This window comes from Streptomyces sp. NPDC020845, from assembly GCF_044334165.1.
Taxonomy (GTDB): Bacteria; Actinomycetota; Actinomycetes; order Streptomycetales; family Streptomycetaceae; genus Streptomyces.
This window is the reverse complement of record NZ_JBIRSJ010000011.1, coordinates 284,129-299,675: the sequence shown is the minus strand read 5'-3', so window position 1 is coordinate 299,675 and position 15,547 is coordinate 284,129. Positions and strand designations below refer to the sequence as shown.

11 protein-coding genes are annotated in these 15,547 nt (G+C 68.3%); 7 read left to right on the top strand and 4 right to left on the bottom strand.

The annotated features are described in order from the left end of the window. Positions 1-37: 37 nt before the first annotated feature. The gene (rpsF, locus tag ACH4U7_RS29905; protein WP_030827724.1) at positions 38-328 is read right to left on the bottom strand and encodes a 30S ribosomal protein S6; all 291 of its coding nucleotides are present in this window, start codon (positions 326-328) and stop codon (positions 38-40) included. 230 nt (positions 329-558) lie between these two features. Here rpsF and ACH4U7_RS29900 point away from each other — a divergent pair, with 230 nt between their 5' ends. The 3 genes from ACH4U7_RS29900 to ACH4U7_RS29890 all read left to right on the top strand — a co-directional run bounded on the left by ACH4U7_RS29900 (position 559) and on the right by ACH4U7_RS29890 (position 3,225). Then, the gene (locus tag ACH4U7_RS29900; protein ID WP_385630399.1) at positions 559-876 is read left to right on the top strand and encodes a hypothetical protein; all 318 of its coding nucleotides are present in this window, start codon (positions 559-561) and stop codon (positions 874-876) included. Positions 877-993: 117 nt separating this feature from the next. After that, positions 994-2,112 (top strand): lipid II:glycine glycyltransferase FemX, encoded by a 1,119-nt coding sequence (locus ACH4U7_RS29895; protein ID WP_398530906.1) that lies wholly within the window; start codon positions 994-996, stop codon positions 2,110-2,112. A gap of 81 nt (positions 2,113-2,193) precedes the next feature. Next, positions 2,194-3,225: an alanine racemase gene (locus ACH4U7_RS29890; protein ID WP_089507390.1), complete on the top strand. Its 1,032-nt coding sequence runs from the start codon at positions 2,194-2,196 to the stop codon at positions 3,223-3,225. 112 nt (positions 3,226-3,337) lie between these two features. On the opposite strand, the gene ACH4U7_RS29885 is transcribed toward ACH4U7_RS29890, so the two are convergent. Together ACH4U7_RS29885 and ACH4U7_RS29880 are read right to left on the bottom strand one after the other, a co-directional pair. Continuing rightward, a complete protein-coding gene (locus tag ACH4U7_RS29885) occupies positions 3,338-4,822 on the bottom strand; it encodes a glycosyltransferase family 87 protein (RefSeq protein WP_398530905.1) in 1,485 nt (494 codons plus the stop codon). Between the two features lie 243 nt (positions 4,823-5,065). Beyond that, positions 5,066-7,735, bottom strand: coding sequence for a transglycosylase domain-containing protein (locus ACH4U7_RS29880; protein ID WP_398530904.1), 2,670 nt, complete (start codon positions 7,733-7,735; stop codon positions 5,066-5,068). A 356-nt stretch (positions 7,736-8,091) separates the two neighbouring features. Here ACH4U7_RS29880 and ACH4U7_RS29875 point away from each other — a divergent pair, with 356 nt between their 5' ends. The 3 genes from ACH4U7_RS29875 (at position 8,092) to ACH4U7_RS29865 (ending at position 11,442) form a co-directional block, all read left to right on the top strand. Continuing rightward, a complete protein-coding gene (locus ACH4U7_RS29875; RefSeq protein ID WP_398530903.1) occupies positions 8,092-8,820 on the top strand; it encodes a PadR family transcriptional regulator in 729 nt (242 codons plus the stop codon). A 50-nt stretch (positions 8,821-8,870) separates the two neighbouring features. After that, complete coding sequence (locus ACH4U7_RS29870) at positions 8,871-9,953, top strand: inositol-3-phosphate synthase (protein WP_398530902.1); 1,083 nt, start codon at positions 8,871-8,873, stop codon at positions 9,951-9,953. 157 nt (positions 9,954-10,110) lie between these two features. Then, positions 10,111-11,442 (top strand): MFS transporter, encoded by a 1,332-nt coding sequence (locus ACH4U7_RS29865; protein ID WP_398530901.1) that lies wholly within the window; start codon positions 10,111-10,113, stop codon positions 11,440-11,442. A gap of 21 nt (positions 11,443-11,463) precedes the next feature. Here ACH4U7_RS29865 and ACH4U7_RS29860 read toward each other — a convergent pair whose 3' ends face one another. Then, the gene (locus tag ACH4U7_RS29860) at positions 11,464-12,954 is read right to left on the bottom strand and encodes a CCA tRNA nucleotidyltransferase (protein ID WP_398530900.1); all 1,491 of its coding nucleotides are present in this window, start codon (positions 12,952-12,954) and stop codon (positions 11,464-11,466) included. Between the two features lie 179 nt (positions 12,955-13,133). On the opposite strand from ACH4U7_RS29860, the gene ACH4U7_RS29855 reads away from it, so the two are divergent. After that, positions 13,134-15,533: a DUF6049 family protein gene (locus tag ACH4U7_RS29855; protein ID WP_398530899.1), complete on the top strand. Its 2,400-nt coding sequence runs from the start codon at positions 13,134-13,136 to the stop codon at positions 15,531-15,533. The last annotated feature ends 14 nt before the right edge of the window (positions 15,534-15,547 follow it).

Sequence of the window (15,547 nt, the reverse complement as noted above, 5' to 3'; positions counted from 1 at the left end):
TGCGATTCGGCCCGATGACCGCTGAACGCTTACGCGGTCAGTGGGTCTCGGGACGGAGGACCTTGGTCCGGAGGACCGACTCGTTCAGGTTCAGCTGGCGGTCGAGCTCCTTGACGACCGCGGGCTCGGCCTGCAGGTCGATGACCGAGTAGATGCCCTCGGGCTTCTTCTTGATCTCGTACGAGAGACGACGACGGCCCCAGGTGTCGACCTTCTCGACCTTGCCGTTGCCCTCACGGACGACGGAAAGGAAGTTCTCGATCAGCGGGGAGACAGCGCGCTCCTCGAGATCGGGGTCGAGGATGACCATCACCTCGTAGTGACGCATGTGGAACCCACCTCCTTTGGACTCAGCGGCCACGGTCGATCCGTGGCAGGAGGGTCGTGATGCGTACCGCTTCGGCGTCTGCGCAGACACCACCGCGGACGGTACACACTACCCGCCGACCGCCGCCGGGTTGAAATCCGGCCGCCTGCCGCCGCAATCTGTACACATCGGGTGTGAGCGGCGTTACAGTTTTCGCCGCTTTGCCATATGCGCCTATACGGAGGTGCCCCATGGCACAGGCAGCACGACCGCACCACGGACTCCTCTCCTTCCTCGACACCGACGGCAAGCCCCATCCCGTCGAGAACTCCTTCGCCGCGGCGACCCTGCTGATCGGCGTGATCGCGTTCATCACCGCTCATTTCCCCCATCTCCACCTGGTCAGCTCGTGGATGGGCCTGGCCGGCATCATCACCGGACTGTGGGGACAGCTGATCTCCGCGACCACCGGGGAGCGCTTCCTGCTGATCATCGGGCTCGGCGCAGCAGGCGTCGGTTTCTATCTCGGCATGGCACACGGCGGCCTCTTCGGCGGTGTGCTGGGCTGAGCTCAGGCCCGGTCCCTTGCCCCCGGGCCCAAACGGGGCGCTCCCTTGTCGCAGTAGGCTTCGGCGCGAGAGCCGGAGCCCCGACCATGGGGACAAACCTGCCGAGGAGCGCCCCGCATGAGCCTGACCCTGAGGACGATCAGCCGAGAGCAGCATCTGGCGTACATCCAGAGCCTGCCCGCGGCCAGCCACATGCAGGTCCCGGCATGGGCGGACGTCAAGACGGAGTGGCGCTCGGAGAGCCTCGGCTGGTTCGACGCCAGCGGCCAGCTGGTCGGCGTCGGCCTCGTCCTCTATCGGCAGCTGCCCAAGATCAAGCGCTATCTCGCCTATCTGCCCGAGGGCCCGGTCATCAACTGGTACTCGCCGCACCTCGAGGACTGGCTGCGCCCGATGCTCTCGCACCTCAAGCAGCAGGGCGCCTTCTCGGTGAAGATGGGCCCGCCGGTCATCATCCGCCGCTGGGACGCCGCCGCGATCAAGTCCGGCATCCAGAACCCGGATGTCAAGCGGCTGCGCGATATCGAGGCCACCTTCATCGAGCCTCGGGCCTTCGAGGTCTCCGACCGGCTGCGCCGCATGGGCTGGCAGCAGGGCGAGGACGGCGGGGCCGGCTTCGGTGACGTCCAGCCACGGTACGTCTTCCAGGTGCCCCTGGAGAACCGCTCCCTGGAAGATGTCCACAAGGGCTTCAACCAGCTGTGGCGGCGCAACATCAAGAAGGCCGAGAAGGCCGGCGTCGAGGTCGTCCAGGGCCAGTACGAGCATCTGGCGGAGTGGCAGCGGCTCTACGAGATCACCGCGGAGCGCGACCACTTCCGCCCCCGCCCGCTCAGCTACTTCCAGCGCATGTGGCAGGCCCTCAACAGCGAGGACCCCAACCGGATGCGGCTGTACTTCGCCATTCACGAGGGCGAGGCCGTCGCCGCCGCCACCATGCTGATCGTCGGCGGCCATGTCTGGTACTCCTACGGCGCCTCCGCCAACCACAAGCGCGAGGTCCGGCCCTCGAACGCGATGCAGTGGCGCATGCTGCGCGACGCCTACGCGCTGGGCGCCACCGTCTACGACCTGCGGGGCATCAGCGACTCGCTGGACGAGAACGACCACCTGTTCGGCCTCATCCAGTTCAAGGTGGGCACCGGCGGTGAGGCGGCCGAATACCTCGGCGAGTGGGACTTCCCCCTCAACAAGCTGCTGCACAAGGCGCTGGACATCTACATGTCGCGACGCTGACTTTCCCGATTTCTCGACTCTCCACCTACGCTGCATACCTCCAATACACCGCGGCCACGAGAAAGGTTCCGGGACCGGCCAATGGCGCTCACCCTCTACGTCGACACCGCGCGCTGGCGGGCGCACCAGCACATGGTGATCCAGCAGTTCCCCGGCATAGTCCCGGTCTGCAAAGGCAACGGGTACGGCTTCGGCCATGAGCGGCTGGCCGAGGAAGCCAGCCGCATCGGCTCCGACATCCTCGCGGTGGGCACCACGTACGAGGCCGCCCGGATGAAGGATTACTTCAGCGGTGACCTGCTGGTGCTCACCCCCTTCCGCCGGGGCGAGGAACCCGTGCCGCTGCCGGACCGGGTGATCCGCTCGGTCTCGTCGGTCGACGGGGTGTACGGCCTGGTGAACGCGCGCGTGGTCATCGAGGTCATGAGCAGCATGAAGCGCCATGGCGTCTCGGAGGCGGACCTTCCGAAGCTGCACGCCGCGATAGAGAACGTCCGGCTGGAGGGCTTCGCCATCCACCTCCCCCTGGACCGCACCGACGGACTGGACGGGGTCGAGGAGGTCATCGCCTGGATGGACCGGCTGCGCGCCGCCCGGCTGCCGCTGCACACCATGTTCGTCAGCCACCTCAAGTCCGAGGAGCTGGCCCGTCTGCAGCAGCAGTTCCCGCAGACCCGGTTCCGCGCCCGCATCGGCACCCGGCTGTGGCTCGGCGACCACGACTCGACCCAGTACCGGGGCGCGGTGCTCGACGTCACCCGGGTCGCCAAGGGCGACCGCTTCGGCTACCGCCAGCAGAAGACGGCCTCCGACGGCTATCTGGTGGTCGTGGCGGGCGGCACCTCCCACGGCGTCGGGCTGGAGGCCCCCAAGGCCCTGCACGGCATGATGCCGCGGGCCAAGGGCGTCGCCCGCGCCGGGCTCGCGACCGTCAACCGCAACCTCTCGCCGTTCGTGTGGGCGGGCAAGCAGCGGTGGTTCGCCGAGCCGCCGCATATGCAGGTGTCCATCCTGTTCGTACCGGGCGATGTAGCGCCCCCGCAGGTGGGCGACGAGCTGGTGGCCCACCTGCGGCACACCACGACCCAGTTCGACCGGCTGGTCGACCGCTGAGCCACCCGGCACAGCCCCCGCACACAGCACAGGCCACAACGGTCAGGGCCCGAAGCCACGCGACGATCGCGGCTTCGGGCCCTTCGCGGTTCTCGTCCCGTCCGGCGGGAGCTCACTCGCGTCTGACGCCCCACTCCACCCGCGCCGGCCCCTCGTACGCCGCCGCGTGCCGCGCCTCCCCCAGGACGAACGCGTCCGGGGCCCGGTCCAGCACGCCGCCCGACGGGTCGTCCGACCCGTCCCGGCGCACCACGTCCCGCTCGGGCACCAGCGCATCCCGCACGACCAGGGCGCACAGGTACAGCGTCCCCAGCACATGGGCGATCACCGCCAGCTGGTACCCCTCAGGCGGCAGCCCACGGTGCTGGTCGCCGCTGCCCGTGTACGCGAGGTACATCCAGATCCCGAGGAAATACATCACCTCGCACGCCTGCCACACCAGGAAGTCGCGCCACCGAGGCCGGGCCAGGGCCGCCAGCGGGATCAGCCACAGCACGTACTGCGGCGAGTAGACCTTGTTGGTGATCACGAAGGCGGCGACGATCAGGAACGCGATCTGCGCCAGGCGCGGACGCCGCGGCGCGCACAGGACGAGCGCTGCGATGCCGGCGCAGGCCAGCACCATCAGCAGCGTGGCGTACACATTGACGTTGTCGAGCGGGTCCCCGGTGCGCTGGGAGACGACCAGCCAGATGGAGCCGAAGTCGACGGGCCGGTCCCGGCTGAAGGTGTAGAAGGTGAGCCAGCCCTCGCGGATGTGCAGCCCCCCGCGGCTGCTGATCATCACCGGCACGTTCACGACGAGCCAGGCCCCCAGCGCCCCGCCCAGCGCCGTCCCGAAGGCGCGCAGCCGGCCGGCCCGCAGGCACAGCACCAGCAGCGCCCCGAGCAGCAGCACCGGATAGAACTTCGCGGCGGTCGCCAGCCCCAGCAGGATGCCCGCCGCCAGCGGACGGCTGCGCGACCACATCAGGATGCCGGCGGACGTGAGCGCGACCGCGAAGAGATCCCAGTTGACGGTCGCGGTGAGCGCGAAGGCGGGGGCGAGGGCGACCAGCAGGGCGTCCCAGGGGCGGCGGCGGTGCGTACGAGAGACACAGACGGCGACGACCGCGGCGCAGACCATGAGCATGCCCGCGTTGACCATCCAGTAGATCTGCTCCTGGTGCTGGAGGGATCCGCTGTGCGGGGTGAGCCGGGCGGCGACCTCCATGAAGAGGCCGGTGAGGACCGGATACTCCAGGTAGTCCATCCCGTCCGCGGCGCCCGGTATGCGGTCGAAGTACGGAACGACGTTCTCCGCGAAGCCGCGGCCCGCATACAGGTGCGGCATATCGGAGTAGCAGGCGTGGGTGTACTGGGTGGTGGCTCCGAAGAACCAGCCGCCGTTGTAACAGGGCACCTTCTGCACCATGCCGAGGGCAAACATCCCAATGGCGACGAGCGCGATGATCCGCACCGGCGTCCACCAGCTGACCCCGAGCAGCGCCCGGCGCCCGGCCGGTCCGCCGATCAGCTCGCTGCCGGCCGCCGCCACCGCGTCTTCGGCGGTCGGCCGTACGGGCTCGGCCCCCGGGTCCCTGCGCACGCTCGTCATGGACCCATCCTGCCGTACGAGCCGGGCGAAGGCCGTGAGGCCCGCCCCCCCCAGAGCCCCGGACAGCAAAGGGCCCAGGAAGGGCCCAGGAAGGGCCAGGGGAGGGCCGGGGAGGGCCCTGGAGACCCCTGGGAAGGCCCATGCGGGCCAGGACCCGGAGAACAACGGCGGCGGCCGCGCCGGAGCGAGTGACGCTCCGGCGCGGCCGCCGCGTGGTGGGGCGAGGGTCGCTCGCCGGAGGGCTCAGCCGCCTCCGCCGAACCAGCCGCCGTTGTCGCTGCTCGGGGGCTCCGTGGTCGGCGTACTGGAGCCGCCGCCCGGGCCTCCGTTGCCTCCGTTGCCTCCGCCGTTGTTTCCTCCGTTGCCGTTGCCTCCGCCGTTGTTGTTGCAGCTGATGTCCAGCGGGTCACAGGTCTGCGTCGGGGACGGGCTGTTGGTCGGCGTCTCCGAGGACGGCGTCTCGGTCGGGGACTCGGAAGGCGTCTCGGACGGGGGCTCCGTGGTGGTCGTGGAGGGCGGCGGGGTCGGGCTCGCTCCGTCGCCGAAGACCTTCTTGCCGATCGGGCCGGGCTTCGGGAAGTTCACGACTTCCTTGCCCTTCATCGCCTCGCGCATGTAGTCGGCCCAGATCTCGGCCGGGTACGAGGCTCCGTGGATCGTCTTCTGGCCGCCCACGCCGCGCATGGAGAGGAATTCCTGCTTCTTGGCCTTGTCGTTCACCCGCCACATACCGATCGCGGTGGACAGCTGCGGGGTGTAGCCGGAGAACCAGGCCGACTTGTTCTCGTCGGTGGTGCCGGTCTTGCCCGCGGCGGGACGGCCGATCTGCGCCGAGGTACCGGTGCCCTTCTCGACGACGTTCTCCAGGACGCTGGTGACGTTGTCGGCCACGTTCGCGTCGAACGCCGTCGTGAGCTTCGCGTCGCCCTCGTGGTTGTAGACCTCCCGGCCCTTGTACTCGATCGAGTCGATCGAGTACGGATCGGCCTTCTTGCCGCTGGCCGCGAAGGTGGCGTACGCACCGGCGAGCCGGATGGCGCTGGGGGCCGAGGTGCCCAGGGAGAACGTCGGGGTGATCGAGGCCAGCTGGTCCTTATTGAGACCCGCGTCGAGCGCCGCCTGCTGCACCTTGTCGGTGCCGACGTCCATGCCGAGCTGGATGAAGGGGGTGTTCACCGACCACTGCATCGCGGTGCGCAGGGTGATCTTGCCCCGGTCCTCGTCACCGTCGTTCCGCTGGTGCCACTCCTTGCCGTCCTTGTCGTGCCAGACGGTCCCGTTGTAGTCCCGCAGCGTCAGCTTGTTGTCGCCGTCGTAGACGCTGTTGGGGGAGACGGGGGTACGCATCGAGTCGGGCTGCTCGCGCTCCCCCTCCTTGTCGCGCACGCCGTCTCTCATGGCAGCGGCCAGCACGAAGGGCTTGAAGGTGGAGCCCACCTGGACGCCGGTGTAGTCGGCGTTGTTGGTGTAGTGCTCCAGGGCGTTCTTGCCACCGTATATGGCGACGATCTTGCCCGTCTTGGGTTCCACCGAGGCCCCGCCGAACTGCACGTACTTGTCCTCGTCACGCACATCCGGCTTGATGTTCTCCTTGGTCACCTTCTTCACGGCCGTCTCGAGCTGGTCCATCTTCTTGCGGTCGAAGGTGGTGTGGATCTGGTAGCCACCCTTGTCCAGCATGTTCTTGGTGATCTTGGTGTTCGCGATGATGTAGTTGTCGGCGAGGTCGGTGAGATAACCGATCTGGCCTTCCTTGTTCGTCGCCACCTTCGGCTCCCGGGGCATCGGGAACTTCTCTCCCGCCTTCTGCCTGTCGGCCTCCTTCATCCTCCCCACCTCGACCTCGCGCTTGAGGATCCACTCCCAGCGCGCCTTGGCCCGCTTGGTGTTCGCCTCCTTGCTCGCGGCGGGGCCGTAGCCGCCGGCCGGGTCGTAGAGGTTGGGGCCGTTGAGGGTCGCGGCGAGGAAGGCGCTCTGGCTCGGATCCAGGTCCTTGCAGTCGATGTCGTAGTACGCGCGGGCCGCCGCCTGGCAGCCGTAGGCGCCCCGCCCGTAGTACGCGGTGTTCAGATAGCCGGCGAGAATGTCGTCCTTGTCCATGGTCGCGCCGACCTTGACGGAGATGAACAACTCCTTGACCTTGCGCGTGAGCGTCTGCGACTGATCCAGGTAGGTGTTCTTCACGAACTGCTGGGTGATGGTGGAACCGCTCTGCGTGGCCCCGCCCTTGGCCATGTTCACGACCGCGCGCGCGATGCCCATCGGGTCGACGCCGGCGTCGTCGTAGAAGCTGGCGTTCTCCGCGGAGATCACCGCGTTCTGCATTTCCTCGGGGATCTCGCTGATGGGCACGATCTGGCGGTTGAAGTCACCGCCACCCGAGACCACCATCTGCTTGCCGTCCGCCCAGTAGTAGACGTTCTTCTCGACCTGGGAGGCGGCCTGTGCCGTGGGCACCTCCACCAGCCACAGCCCGATGCCCACGGCGCCGAGGAGCATCGCGAAGAAGAAGAGGAAGGTACCGGTCACCAGCTTCCAGGAGGGGACCCAGCGCCGGAAACCGTCCTTGCCCGCTCGCGGGTAGTCGATGAAGCGCTTCTTCGCGGGGCGCCCATCCCCCCCCGCTCCGCGGCCGCGACCGCCGCCGGCACGCCGGCCGCCGCCGTGGCCACCGCGGCCCGCGCCCCCGGCATCGGGATCGGCTCCTCGTCTGCGGCTGGTGCCGCGCTGTGCGGCGCGCCGGGCTTCGGCCCGGCCGCCATAAGGACGCTCCTCCCCGTGCGGGGCGGATTCCGACCCGGTGGCGCTATGCGGCTGGGCCGCGCGGCGGCCTGAAGACTGCTGCGCGGCGCGCCGGGCCGCTGCTCGTCCGCCGCTCTGTGGCTGCGGCGGCTTGCGACGGTGCTCGCTCATGGAACGACTACTCCTCGGGCAGGCGCTATCGCCTGAAAGCGGCAGGTGGCTTCCGGTCCCCCCGATGTGCGCTCCGGCCGCCACCGGCAACCGGGCACACTGCATCCAGGACGAGGACGCCTGCGGGCGTCGCTTGGTTCCCAGTGCTGTGCATGGCGAACAGAGTACGCACGGTCAAAACCCGCGAAGGCGTGATCTTCACTCCATAACAGTCAGTTCGCGTCCCACGAATTGATGATGTGACGCCGTTCACCATGGCTCCCCTTGTTCCCAGCAGGATCACGGTTCTATCGTCTGGATGTATCGAGCCGATACATCAGCTCGGCATAAAGGACTGGGAGACAGGAGAGGCGGGAATGGGCAGACGCTCGGGCATCCTTGAGTTCGCCGTCCTCGGCCTGCTCCGCGAGTCCCCGATGCACGGTTATGAGCTGCGGAAACGCCTCAACACCTCGCTTGGGGTGTTCCGTGCGTTCAGTTACGGCAGCCTCTATCCATGCCTCAAGACGCTGGTCGCCAATGGCTGGTTGATCGAGGAACCCGGCAGCGCACCCGAGGAAGCTCTCGCGGCGACGCTCGCCGGCCGCCGCGCGAAAATCGTCTACCGGTTGACGGCGGAGGGGAAAGAGCGCTTCGAGGAGTTGCTCGCCCACACCGGCCCGGACGCGTGGGAGGACGAGCACTTCGGCGTCCGCTTCGCCTTCTTCGGGCAGACGTCGCGGGATGTGCGGATGCGGGTCCTGGAGGGGCGGCGCAGCCGCCTCGAGGAGCGCCTGGAGAAGATGCGCGCTTCATTGGCCCGTACCCGTGAGCGGCTCGACGACTACACCCTCGAGTTGCAGCGGCATGGCATGGAGTCGGTGGAGCGTGAAGTCCGCTGGCTGAACGAGCTGATTGAGAGCGAGCGGGCCGGGCGCGATCAGCGCGACGGACCCGCGGGCCAGGACCGGTCTCAGGAGCAGGAGCTGGACCGGTCACCCGAGCTGGCCCCGCCAGGAGAGCAGGACCAGTCAGGAGATACGGGCGGCCTGCCCCGGCACCGGGGTGGTTCCCGGCCGGATCCGTCCGATGACACCGCCAAGTGAGGCCCCGCATCCCGCAGGGCTTCGTCGAGTACACACAGGGAGCAACCGGAATGGGTTCGGTTCGTGTAGCCATCGTCGGCGTGGGCAACTGCGCCGCCTCGCTGGTGCAGGGCGTCGAGTTCTACAAGGACGCCGACCCGGATACCCGCGTGCCGGGTCTGATGCACGTCCAGTTCGGCGACTATCACGTGCGTGACGTGGAGTTCGTGGCCGCGTTCGACGTGGACGCGAAGAAGGTCGGCCTCGACCTCGCCGACGCGATCGGCGCCAGCGAGAACAACACCATCAAGATCTGCGACGTGCCCTCGACCGGTGTCACCGTCCAGCGCGGCCACACCCTCGACGGTCTGGGCAAGTACTACCGCCAGACGATCGACGAGTCCGAGGAGACCCCGGTCGACGTCGTCCAGATCCTCAAGGACAAGCAGGTCGACGTTCTGGTCTGCTACCTCCCGGTGGGTTCCGAGGACGCCGCGAAGTTCTACGCCCAGTGCGCCATCGACGCCAAGGTCGCCTTCGTCAACGCGCTTCCGGTCTTCATCGCCGGCACCAAGGAGTGGGCGGACAAGTTCACCGAGGCGGGCGTGCCGATCGTCGGAGACGACATCAAGTCGCAGGTCGGTGCCACGATCACGCACCGGGTGCTGACCAAGCTGTTCGAGGACCGAGGTGTGGTCCTGGACCGCACCATGCAGCTGAACGTCGGCGGCAACATGGACTTCAAGAACATGCTGGAGCGTGAGCGTCTGGAGTCCAAGAAGATCTCCAAGACGCAGGCCGTCACCTCCCAGATCACGGACCGCGAGCTGGGCGCCGACAACGTGCACATCGGCCCGTCCGACTTCGTGGCCTGGCTGGACGACCGCAAGTGGGCCTACGTCCGGCTCGAGGGCCGCGCGTTCGGCGATGTCCCGCTGAACCTGGAGTACAAGCTCGAGGTGTGGGACTCCCCGAACTCCGCGGGCGTCATCATCGACGCGCTGCGCGCCGCGAAGATCGCCAAGGACCGCGGCATCGGGGGCCCGATCCTCTCGGCCTCCTCGTACTTCATGAAGTCGCCGCCGGTGCAGTACTTCGACGACCAGGCGCGGGAGAGCGTCGAGAAGTTCATCAAGGGTGAAGTCGAGCGCTAGCGAGACAAGGCGCCGCGCGCTAGCGAGACAAGGCGCCGCGCTAGCGAGACAAAGCGCTGTGCGCTGAGCGAGACAAAGCGCTGTGCGTTAACACGGCTTGATCACGGGCCTCCGGGTAATCCACCCGGAGGCCCGTGTGGTGTGTGAGGCTGGCGCCATGCCCGTTGTGCGTGACCTCCGCGTACTGCTACAGCTGCGCGACTTCCGGCACCTTCTGGCCGTTCGCCTGCTGTCCCAGACGGCCGACGGCGTCTACCAGGTCGCGCTGGCCGCCCATGTGGTCTTCTCTCCCGAGAAGGAGACCTCGGCCGCGGCGATCGCCTCCGCGATGGCGGTCCTCCTGCTCCCCTATTCCCTGCTGGGCCCCTTCGCCGGGGTCCTGCTGGACCGGTGGCGCCGCCGCCAGGTCCTTCTCCACGGCAACGCCCTGCGTTCCGCACTGGCCGCCGGGACGGCCGTTCTGATCCTCGCGCAGGTTCCCGACTGGCTCTTCTACGTCTCCGCCTTGTCGGTCACGGGCGTCAACCGCTTCGTACTGGCCGGGCTCTCCGCCTCGCTGCCGCGCGTCGTCGACAGCCAGGAGCGCTTGGTCATGGCCAACTCCCTGTCCCCGACCGCGGGAACGCTCGCGGCCACCCTTGGCGGCGCCCTGGCCCTCGTCGTGCGCATCGCGGTCCCGTACGGCGCGTCGTCGGACGCCGTTGTGGTCCTGATGGGCGCGGCGCTCTATCTCAGCGCCGCGATCGCTGCGCTGAGGATGGCGCCCGGACTGCTGGGGCCCGACCCGTCGGCGCTCCAGCCGCGTCTGCGTGCGGCCCTGTTGAGCACCGTACGCGGCCTGGTCGCCGGTGTGCGCCATCTCCTGGAGCGCCGAGACCCCACGGTGGCTCTGGCGGGGATGACAGCGATGCGCTTCTGCTACGGCGCGCTGACGGTGATGATGTTGATGCTCTGCCGATACGCATGGGCCAAGACCGAGTCGGAGGGCTTGGCACTCCTGGGATTCGCCGTGGCCATCTCGGGCGCGGGCTTCTTCACGGCGGCGGTGGTCACGCCCGGGGCGGTGGCCCGGCTGAGCCCTGCCTCCGACTCGGACGGCCGACTGCGCTGGATGGTGACGTGCGCGGCGGCGGCGACCGTTTTGGTGCCGGGGCTGGGGCTGTTCTTCGAACCGGCTCCGATGCTCGCCGCCGCCTTCGTTCTCGGCCTCGTCACCCAGGGCGCCAAGATCGCCACCGACACCGTGGTGCAGTCCTCGATCGCCGACGACTTCCGCGGCCGGATCTTCTCCCTGTACGACGTGCTCTTCAATGCGGCCTTCGTCGGGGGAGCAGCGGTCGCCGCACTGACGCTGCCCCCCGACGGACGCTCGGTCACCCTGGTGATCCTGGTGGCCATGCTCTACGCGGCAACCGCCCTCGTCGCCATGTTTCACGTGAAACATGGCGAGCGCGAGGCGAAGCGGACCGATGTTTCACGTGAAACCTGATGCGTCAGCCCTGGGGCTGCGTCACTCCTGGGGTTGAGCCGCCCACCAGTCCTGGAGCGCTGCGACTGCGTCGTCCCGCCCCATGGGGCCGTGCTCCAGGCGCAGCTCCAGCAGATGCTTGTACGCCTTGCCGACCTGCGGGCCCGGTCCGATCCCGAGAATCTTCATGATCTCGTTGCCGTCCAGGTCCGGCCGGATGGAATCCAGCTGCTCCTGCTGCTGCAACCGCGCGATGCGCTCCTCCAGCCCGTCGTATGCGCGCGACAGAGCGCCGGCCTTCCTCTTATTACGCGTGGTGCAGTCCGAGCGGGTCAGCTTGTGCAGCCGCTCCAGGAGCGGTCCCGCGTCCCGTACATAGCGCCGTACCGCCGAGTCCGTCCATTCGCCGGTGCCATAGCCGTGGAAGCGCAAGTGCAGCTCGACCAAATGGGAGACGTCCTTCACCAGCTCGTTGGAGTACTTGAGCTTGGTCATCCGCGACTTGGTCATCTTGGCGCCCACCACCTCATGGTGGTGGAAGGAGACCCGGCCGTCCTTCTCGAAGCGGCGCGTCCTGGGCTTCCCGATGTCATGCAGCAGGGCCGCCAGCCGCAGCACCAGATCGGGCCCGTCCTTCTCCAGGGCGATGGCCTGCTCCAGCACGGTCAGCGTGTGCTCGTACACATCCTTGTGACGGTGGTGCTCATCACGCTCCAGGCGCAGCGCCGGAAGCTCCGGGAGGACATGGTCGGCGAGCCCGGTGTCGACCAGGAGCCGCAGCCCCTTGACGGGGCGGGCGGCCAGGATCAGCTTGTTGAGCTCGTCACGTACCCGCTCCGCCGAGACGATCTCGATCCGCCCGGCCATCGCCTTCATCGCGGCGATCACCTCGGGCGCCACATCGAAGTCGAGCTGGGCCGCGAAGCGCGCGGCGCGCATCATCCGCAGCGGGTCGTCGGAGAAGGACTCCTCAGGGGTGCCGGGTGTGCGCAGCACCTTCGCGGCGAGGTCTTCCAGGCCGTTGTGCGGGTCGATGAATTCCTTCCGCGGGAGCGCGACGGCCATCGCGTTGACCGTGAAGTCCCGACGGACCAGGTCTTCGTCGATGGAGTCGCCGTACGAGACCTCGGGCTTCCTCGACGTACGGTCGTACGCTTCTGACCGATAAGTCGTGACTTCGATCTGGAAGCTCTGACTCGACCCGTTTCCGTTCCCGCCCTCCTTACGGCAGCCGACCGTACCGAAGGCGATGCCGACCTCCCAGACCGCGTCGGCCCACGGACGGACGATCTTCAGCACGTCCTCCGGACGTGCGTCCGTGGTGAAATCCAGATCGTTACCAAGACGGCCCAGAAGCGCATCCCGTACCGATCCGCCGACCAGGGCAAGGCCGAACCCGGCCGCCTCGAAGCGGCGGGCGAGGTCGTCGGCTACGGGAGACACCCGCAGGAGCTCGCCCACGGCGCGGCGCTGCACCTGGCTGAGCTCGTTGTTCGACTGCGGGTAGTGGCTGTCAGTGTTGGCGTTCGGCACAACAGAACAGGGTACGTGGCCGCACGCCCCGGAGCCTCCTCGCCGACCCGACGCATCGAACCGGTGACGATCTTGTGGAGCCCTCCACAGCACTTCATCACAGCGGGCATCGTTACCATTTCGTGGACGCATTTTGCGGGACGACTGACGATCACTGACGACGAGGGACGGGCGAGCGCGTGGCCGAGCCGGCAGAGCTCCAGGGGACAACTTCCGCTCGCGCCCGTCGTTGGCTGCGGCGCACGGCAGCGCTGCTCACCGCCGCGCCCGTGCTCGCGGGTGTGCTGCAGATCCCGGCGGCTCCCGGTGCCCACGCCCAGACCGCCCCGGCCCGGACCACGCCCACCCAGCAGACCGCCCCGGCTCAGGCCAAGGCCACCGGTTCGCGCACCGTCGACGTCGCCATCGACTCGCTCACTCCCACCACACCGTCCAAGAACGACACGCTCACCGTCAGCGGCACCGTCACCAACCACGGCAGCTCGACGATCAACACCTCCTCCGTCGGCCTCACGGTCGGCCCGACCATGAACGGCCGCAACGACATCGATACGGCCGCCAAGCGGAAGGGCTATGAAATCGGCCTCGACGGCACCGAGGTCTCCGACAAGTACAAGCAGAAGATCGGCAACCTCCGCGCCGGCATCAGCCGTGACTTCACCCTCTCCATACCGGTCAAGGAACTCCCCCTCGGCGAGAACGGCGTCTATCAGCTCGGTGTCACCCTCACCGGCCAGTCGCGGAGCCAGCCCTGGCCGCAGGTGATGGGCATCGAGCGGACCTTCCTGCCCTGGCAGCCGACCGCCGCCACCAAGAAGAGCAAGCTCACCTTCCTGTGGCCGCTCATCTCCTCCACCCACCTGGCCGCCCGGACGGGTACGGGCGCCAATGAGCAGCAGACGCCGATCTTCCAGAACGACGACCTCACGGCGGAGCTCGCCCCCGGCGGACGGCTGCAGCAGCTCGTGGCGCTCGGTAAGAACCTGCCGGTCACCTGGGTGATCGACCCGGACCTGCTCGCCACGGTCGACGCGATGACCAAGCCGTACGAGGTCCAGAGCCAGACGGAGAACGAGACGACGGACGGCCGGGGCCAGGCCGTGGCCAAGCAGTGGCTCAACGACCTGCAGCAGGCCGTCGAGGGACACCAGGTGGTGGCCCTGCCCTTCGCCGATCCCGACCTCGCCTCGCTCGCGCACCGCGGCAAGAACACGGGCGCCCTCAGCCACCTCCAGACCGCCACCGCGCTCGCCTCGACGACCGTGGACACCGTTCTCCATGTGAAGCCCCGTACGGACTTCGCCTGGCCGGTGAACGGCGCGATCGACTCCTCGATCGTGGACGTTGCCACCTCCGCCGGCGCGCACAACATCATCGCCCGCAGCGACAGCCTGCGCGAGACGAGCAGCCTGCCGTACACCCCCACCGCGGCCCGCCAGATCGGCGGAGGCAACACGGCGGTGGTCGCGGACGCACGGCTGTCCACCGCCTTCATGGGCGACATGACGCGGGCGGAGAACGCCACGCTGGCCGTCCAGAAGTTCCTCGCCCAGACCCAGATGATCACCCTGCAGGCGCCGGACAAGCAGCGCAGCATCGTCGTGGCTCCGCAGCGGATGCCCACCACCAGCCAGGCGCAGGCCATGGCGGCGGCCCTGAACGGCCTGTCCGGAAGCTGGACACAGCCGCTCAGCCTGGGGCAGGCCGCCAAAGCCCAGCCGGACCCGCTCGCCACCCACCGGGTACCCGCCGCCCGCTCGTACCCGGCCGCGCTGCGCCGCCAGGAGCTGCCCACCGACGGATTCGAGAAGATCCGGCTGACCCAGGCCGCCCTCGACAAGTTCGAGGTGATCCTCACCGCCAAGGACCGCGTGGTCACCCCGTTCGGCGCCGCGATCATGCGGGAGATCTCCACCTCGTGGCGCCAAGACCTGCGAGGCTCGACCGGCTTCCGTGACTCCGTCCAGGCCTACCTCCAGGACCTCACGGAGAAGGTGCGCCTCATCAACAAGACGGACATGACCCTGTCCGGGCGCAGCGCCACGATTCCGGTCACCGTCCAGAACAACCTGCTGCAACCCGTCGAGCTGCGGCTGGTCCTCCGGTCCCAGCAGGGCAACCGCCTGGAGGTCAGCGACCCCCAGGTGGTCACGGTCCAGGGTGGACACAGCCAGTCGGTGAAGTTCGGCACCACAGCCAACGCGAACGGACGCGCCTGGGTGACAGCCCAGCTGTACACCGTGGACGGCCAGGCATACGGCCCTGAGATGTCGTTCAAGGTGAATGTCACCGAAATCACGTCCACGGTCATTCTGGTGATCGCGGGCGGGGTGCTGCTGCTCGTTCTCGCCGGGATCCGGATCTACCTCCAGCGCAAGCGGTCCGCCGCCAGGAGTGACGAAGACGCTGCGGGGAACGGCGAGAAGCAGGACGGAGAGGCGGCGGAGGACGAGCCGACCGAGCCCGGCGAGGGGGAGCGCCCGCACACCCTGGTGCCCGGGCAGGCGAGTGACCCGGCGCCGGACACCGGATCGCAAAGCGCTGGCCCCTCCGGCTCAGGTGAGAAAGTGGACCATTGAGCAATGGCCTGGCC

What these genes read in the sequence shown, in the direction of transcription:
- rpsF (WP_030827724.1), bottom strand. Translation starts at nt 328, where the DNA reads ATGCGTCACTACGAGGTGATGGTCATCCTCGACCCCGATCTCGAGGAG.
- ACH4U7_RS29900 (WP_385630399.1), top strand. Translation starts at nt 559, where the DNA reads ATGGCACAGGCAGCACGACCGCACCACGGACTCCTCTCCTTCCTCGAC.
- ACH4U7_RS29895 (WP_398530906.1), top strand. Translation starts at nt 994, where the DNA reads ATGAGCCTGACCCTGAGGACGATCAGCCGAGAGCAGCATCTGGCGTAC.
- ACH4U7_RS29890 (WP_089507390.1), top strand. Translation starts at nt 2,194, where the DNA reads ATGGCGCTCACCCTCTACGTCGACACCGCGCGCTGGCGGGCGCACCAG.
- ACH4U7_RS29885 (WP_398530905.1), bottom strand. Translation starts at nt 4,822, where the DNA reads ATGACGAGCGTGCGCAGGGACCCGGGGGCCGAGCCCGTACGGCCGACC.
- ACH4U7_RS29880 (WP_398530904.1), bottom strand. Translation starts at nt 7,735, where the DNA reads ATGAGCGAGCACCGTCGCAAGCCGCCGCAGCCACAGAGCGGCGGACGA.
- ACH4U7_RS29875 (WP_398530903.1), top strand. Translation starts at nt 8,092, where the DNA reads ATGGGCAGACGCTCGGGCATCCTTGAGTTCGCCGTCCTCGGCCTGCTC.
- ACH4U7_RS29870 (WP_398530902.1), top strand. Translation starts at nt 8,871, where the DNA reads ATGGGTTCGGTTCGTGTAGCCATCGTCGGCGTGGGCAACTGCGCCGCC.
- ACH4U7_RS29865 (WP_398530901.1), top strand. Translation starts at nt 10,111, where the DNA reads ATGCCCGTTGTGCGTGACCTCCGCGTACTGCTACAGCTGCGCGACTTC.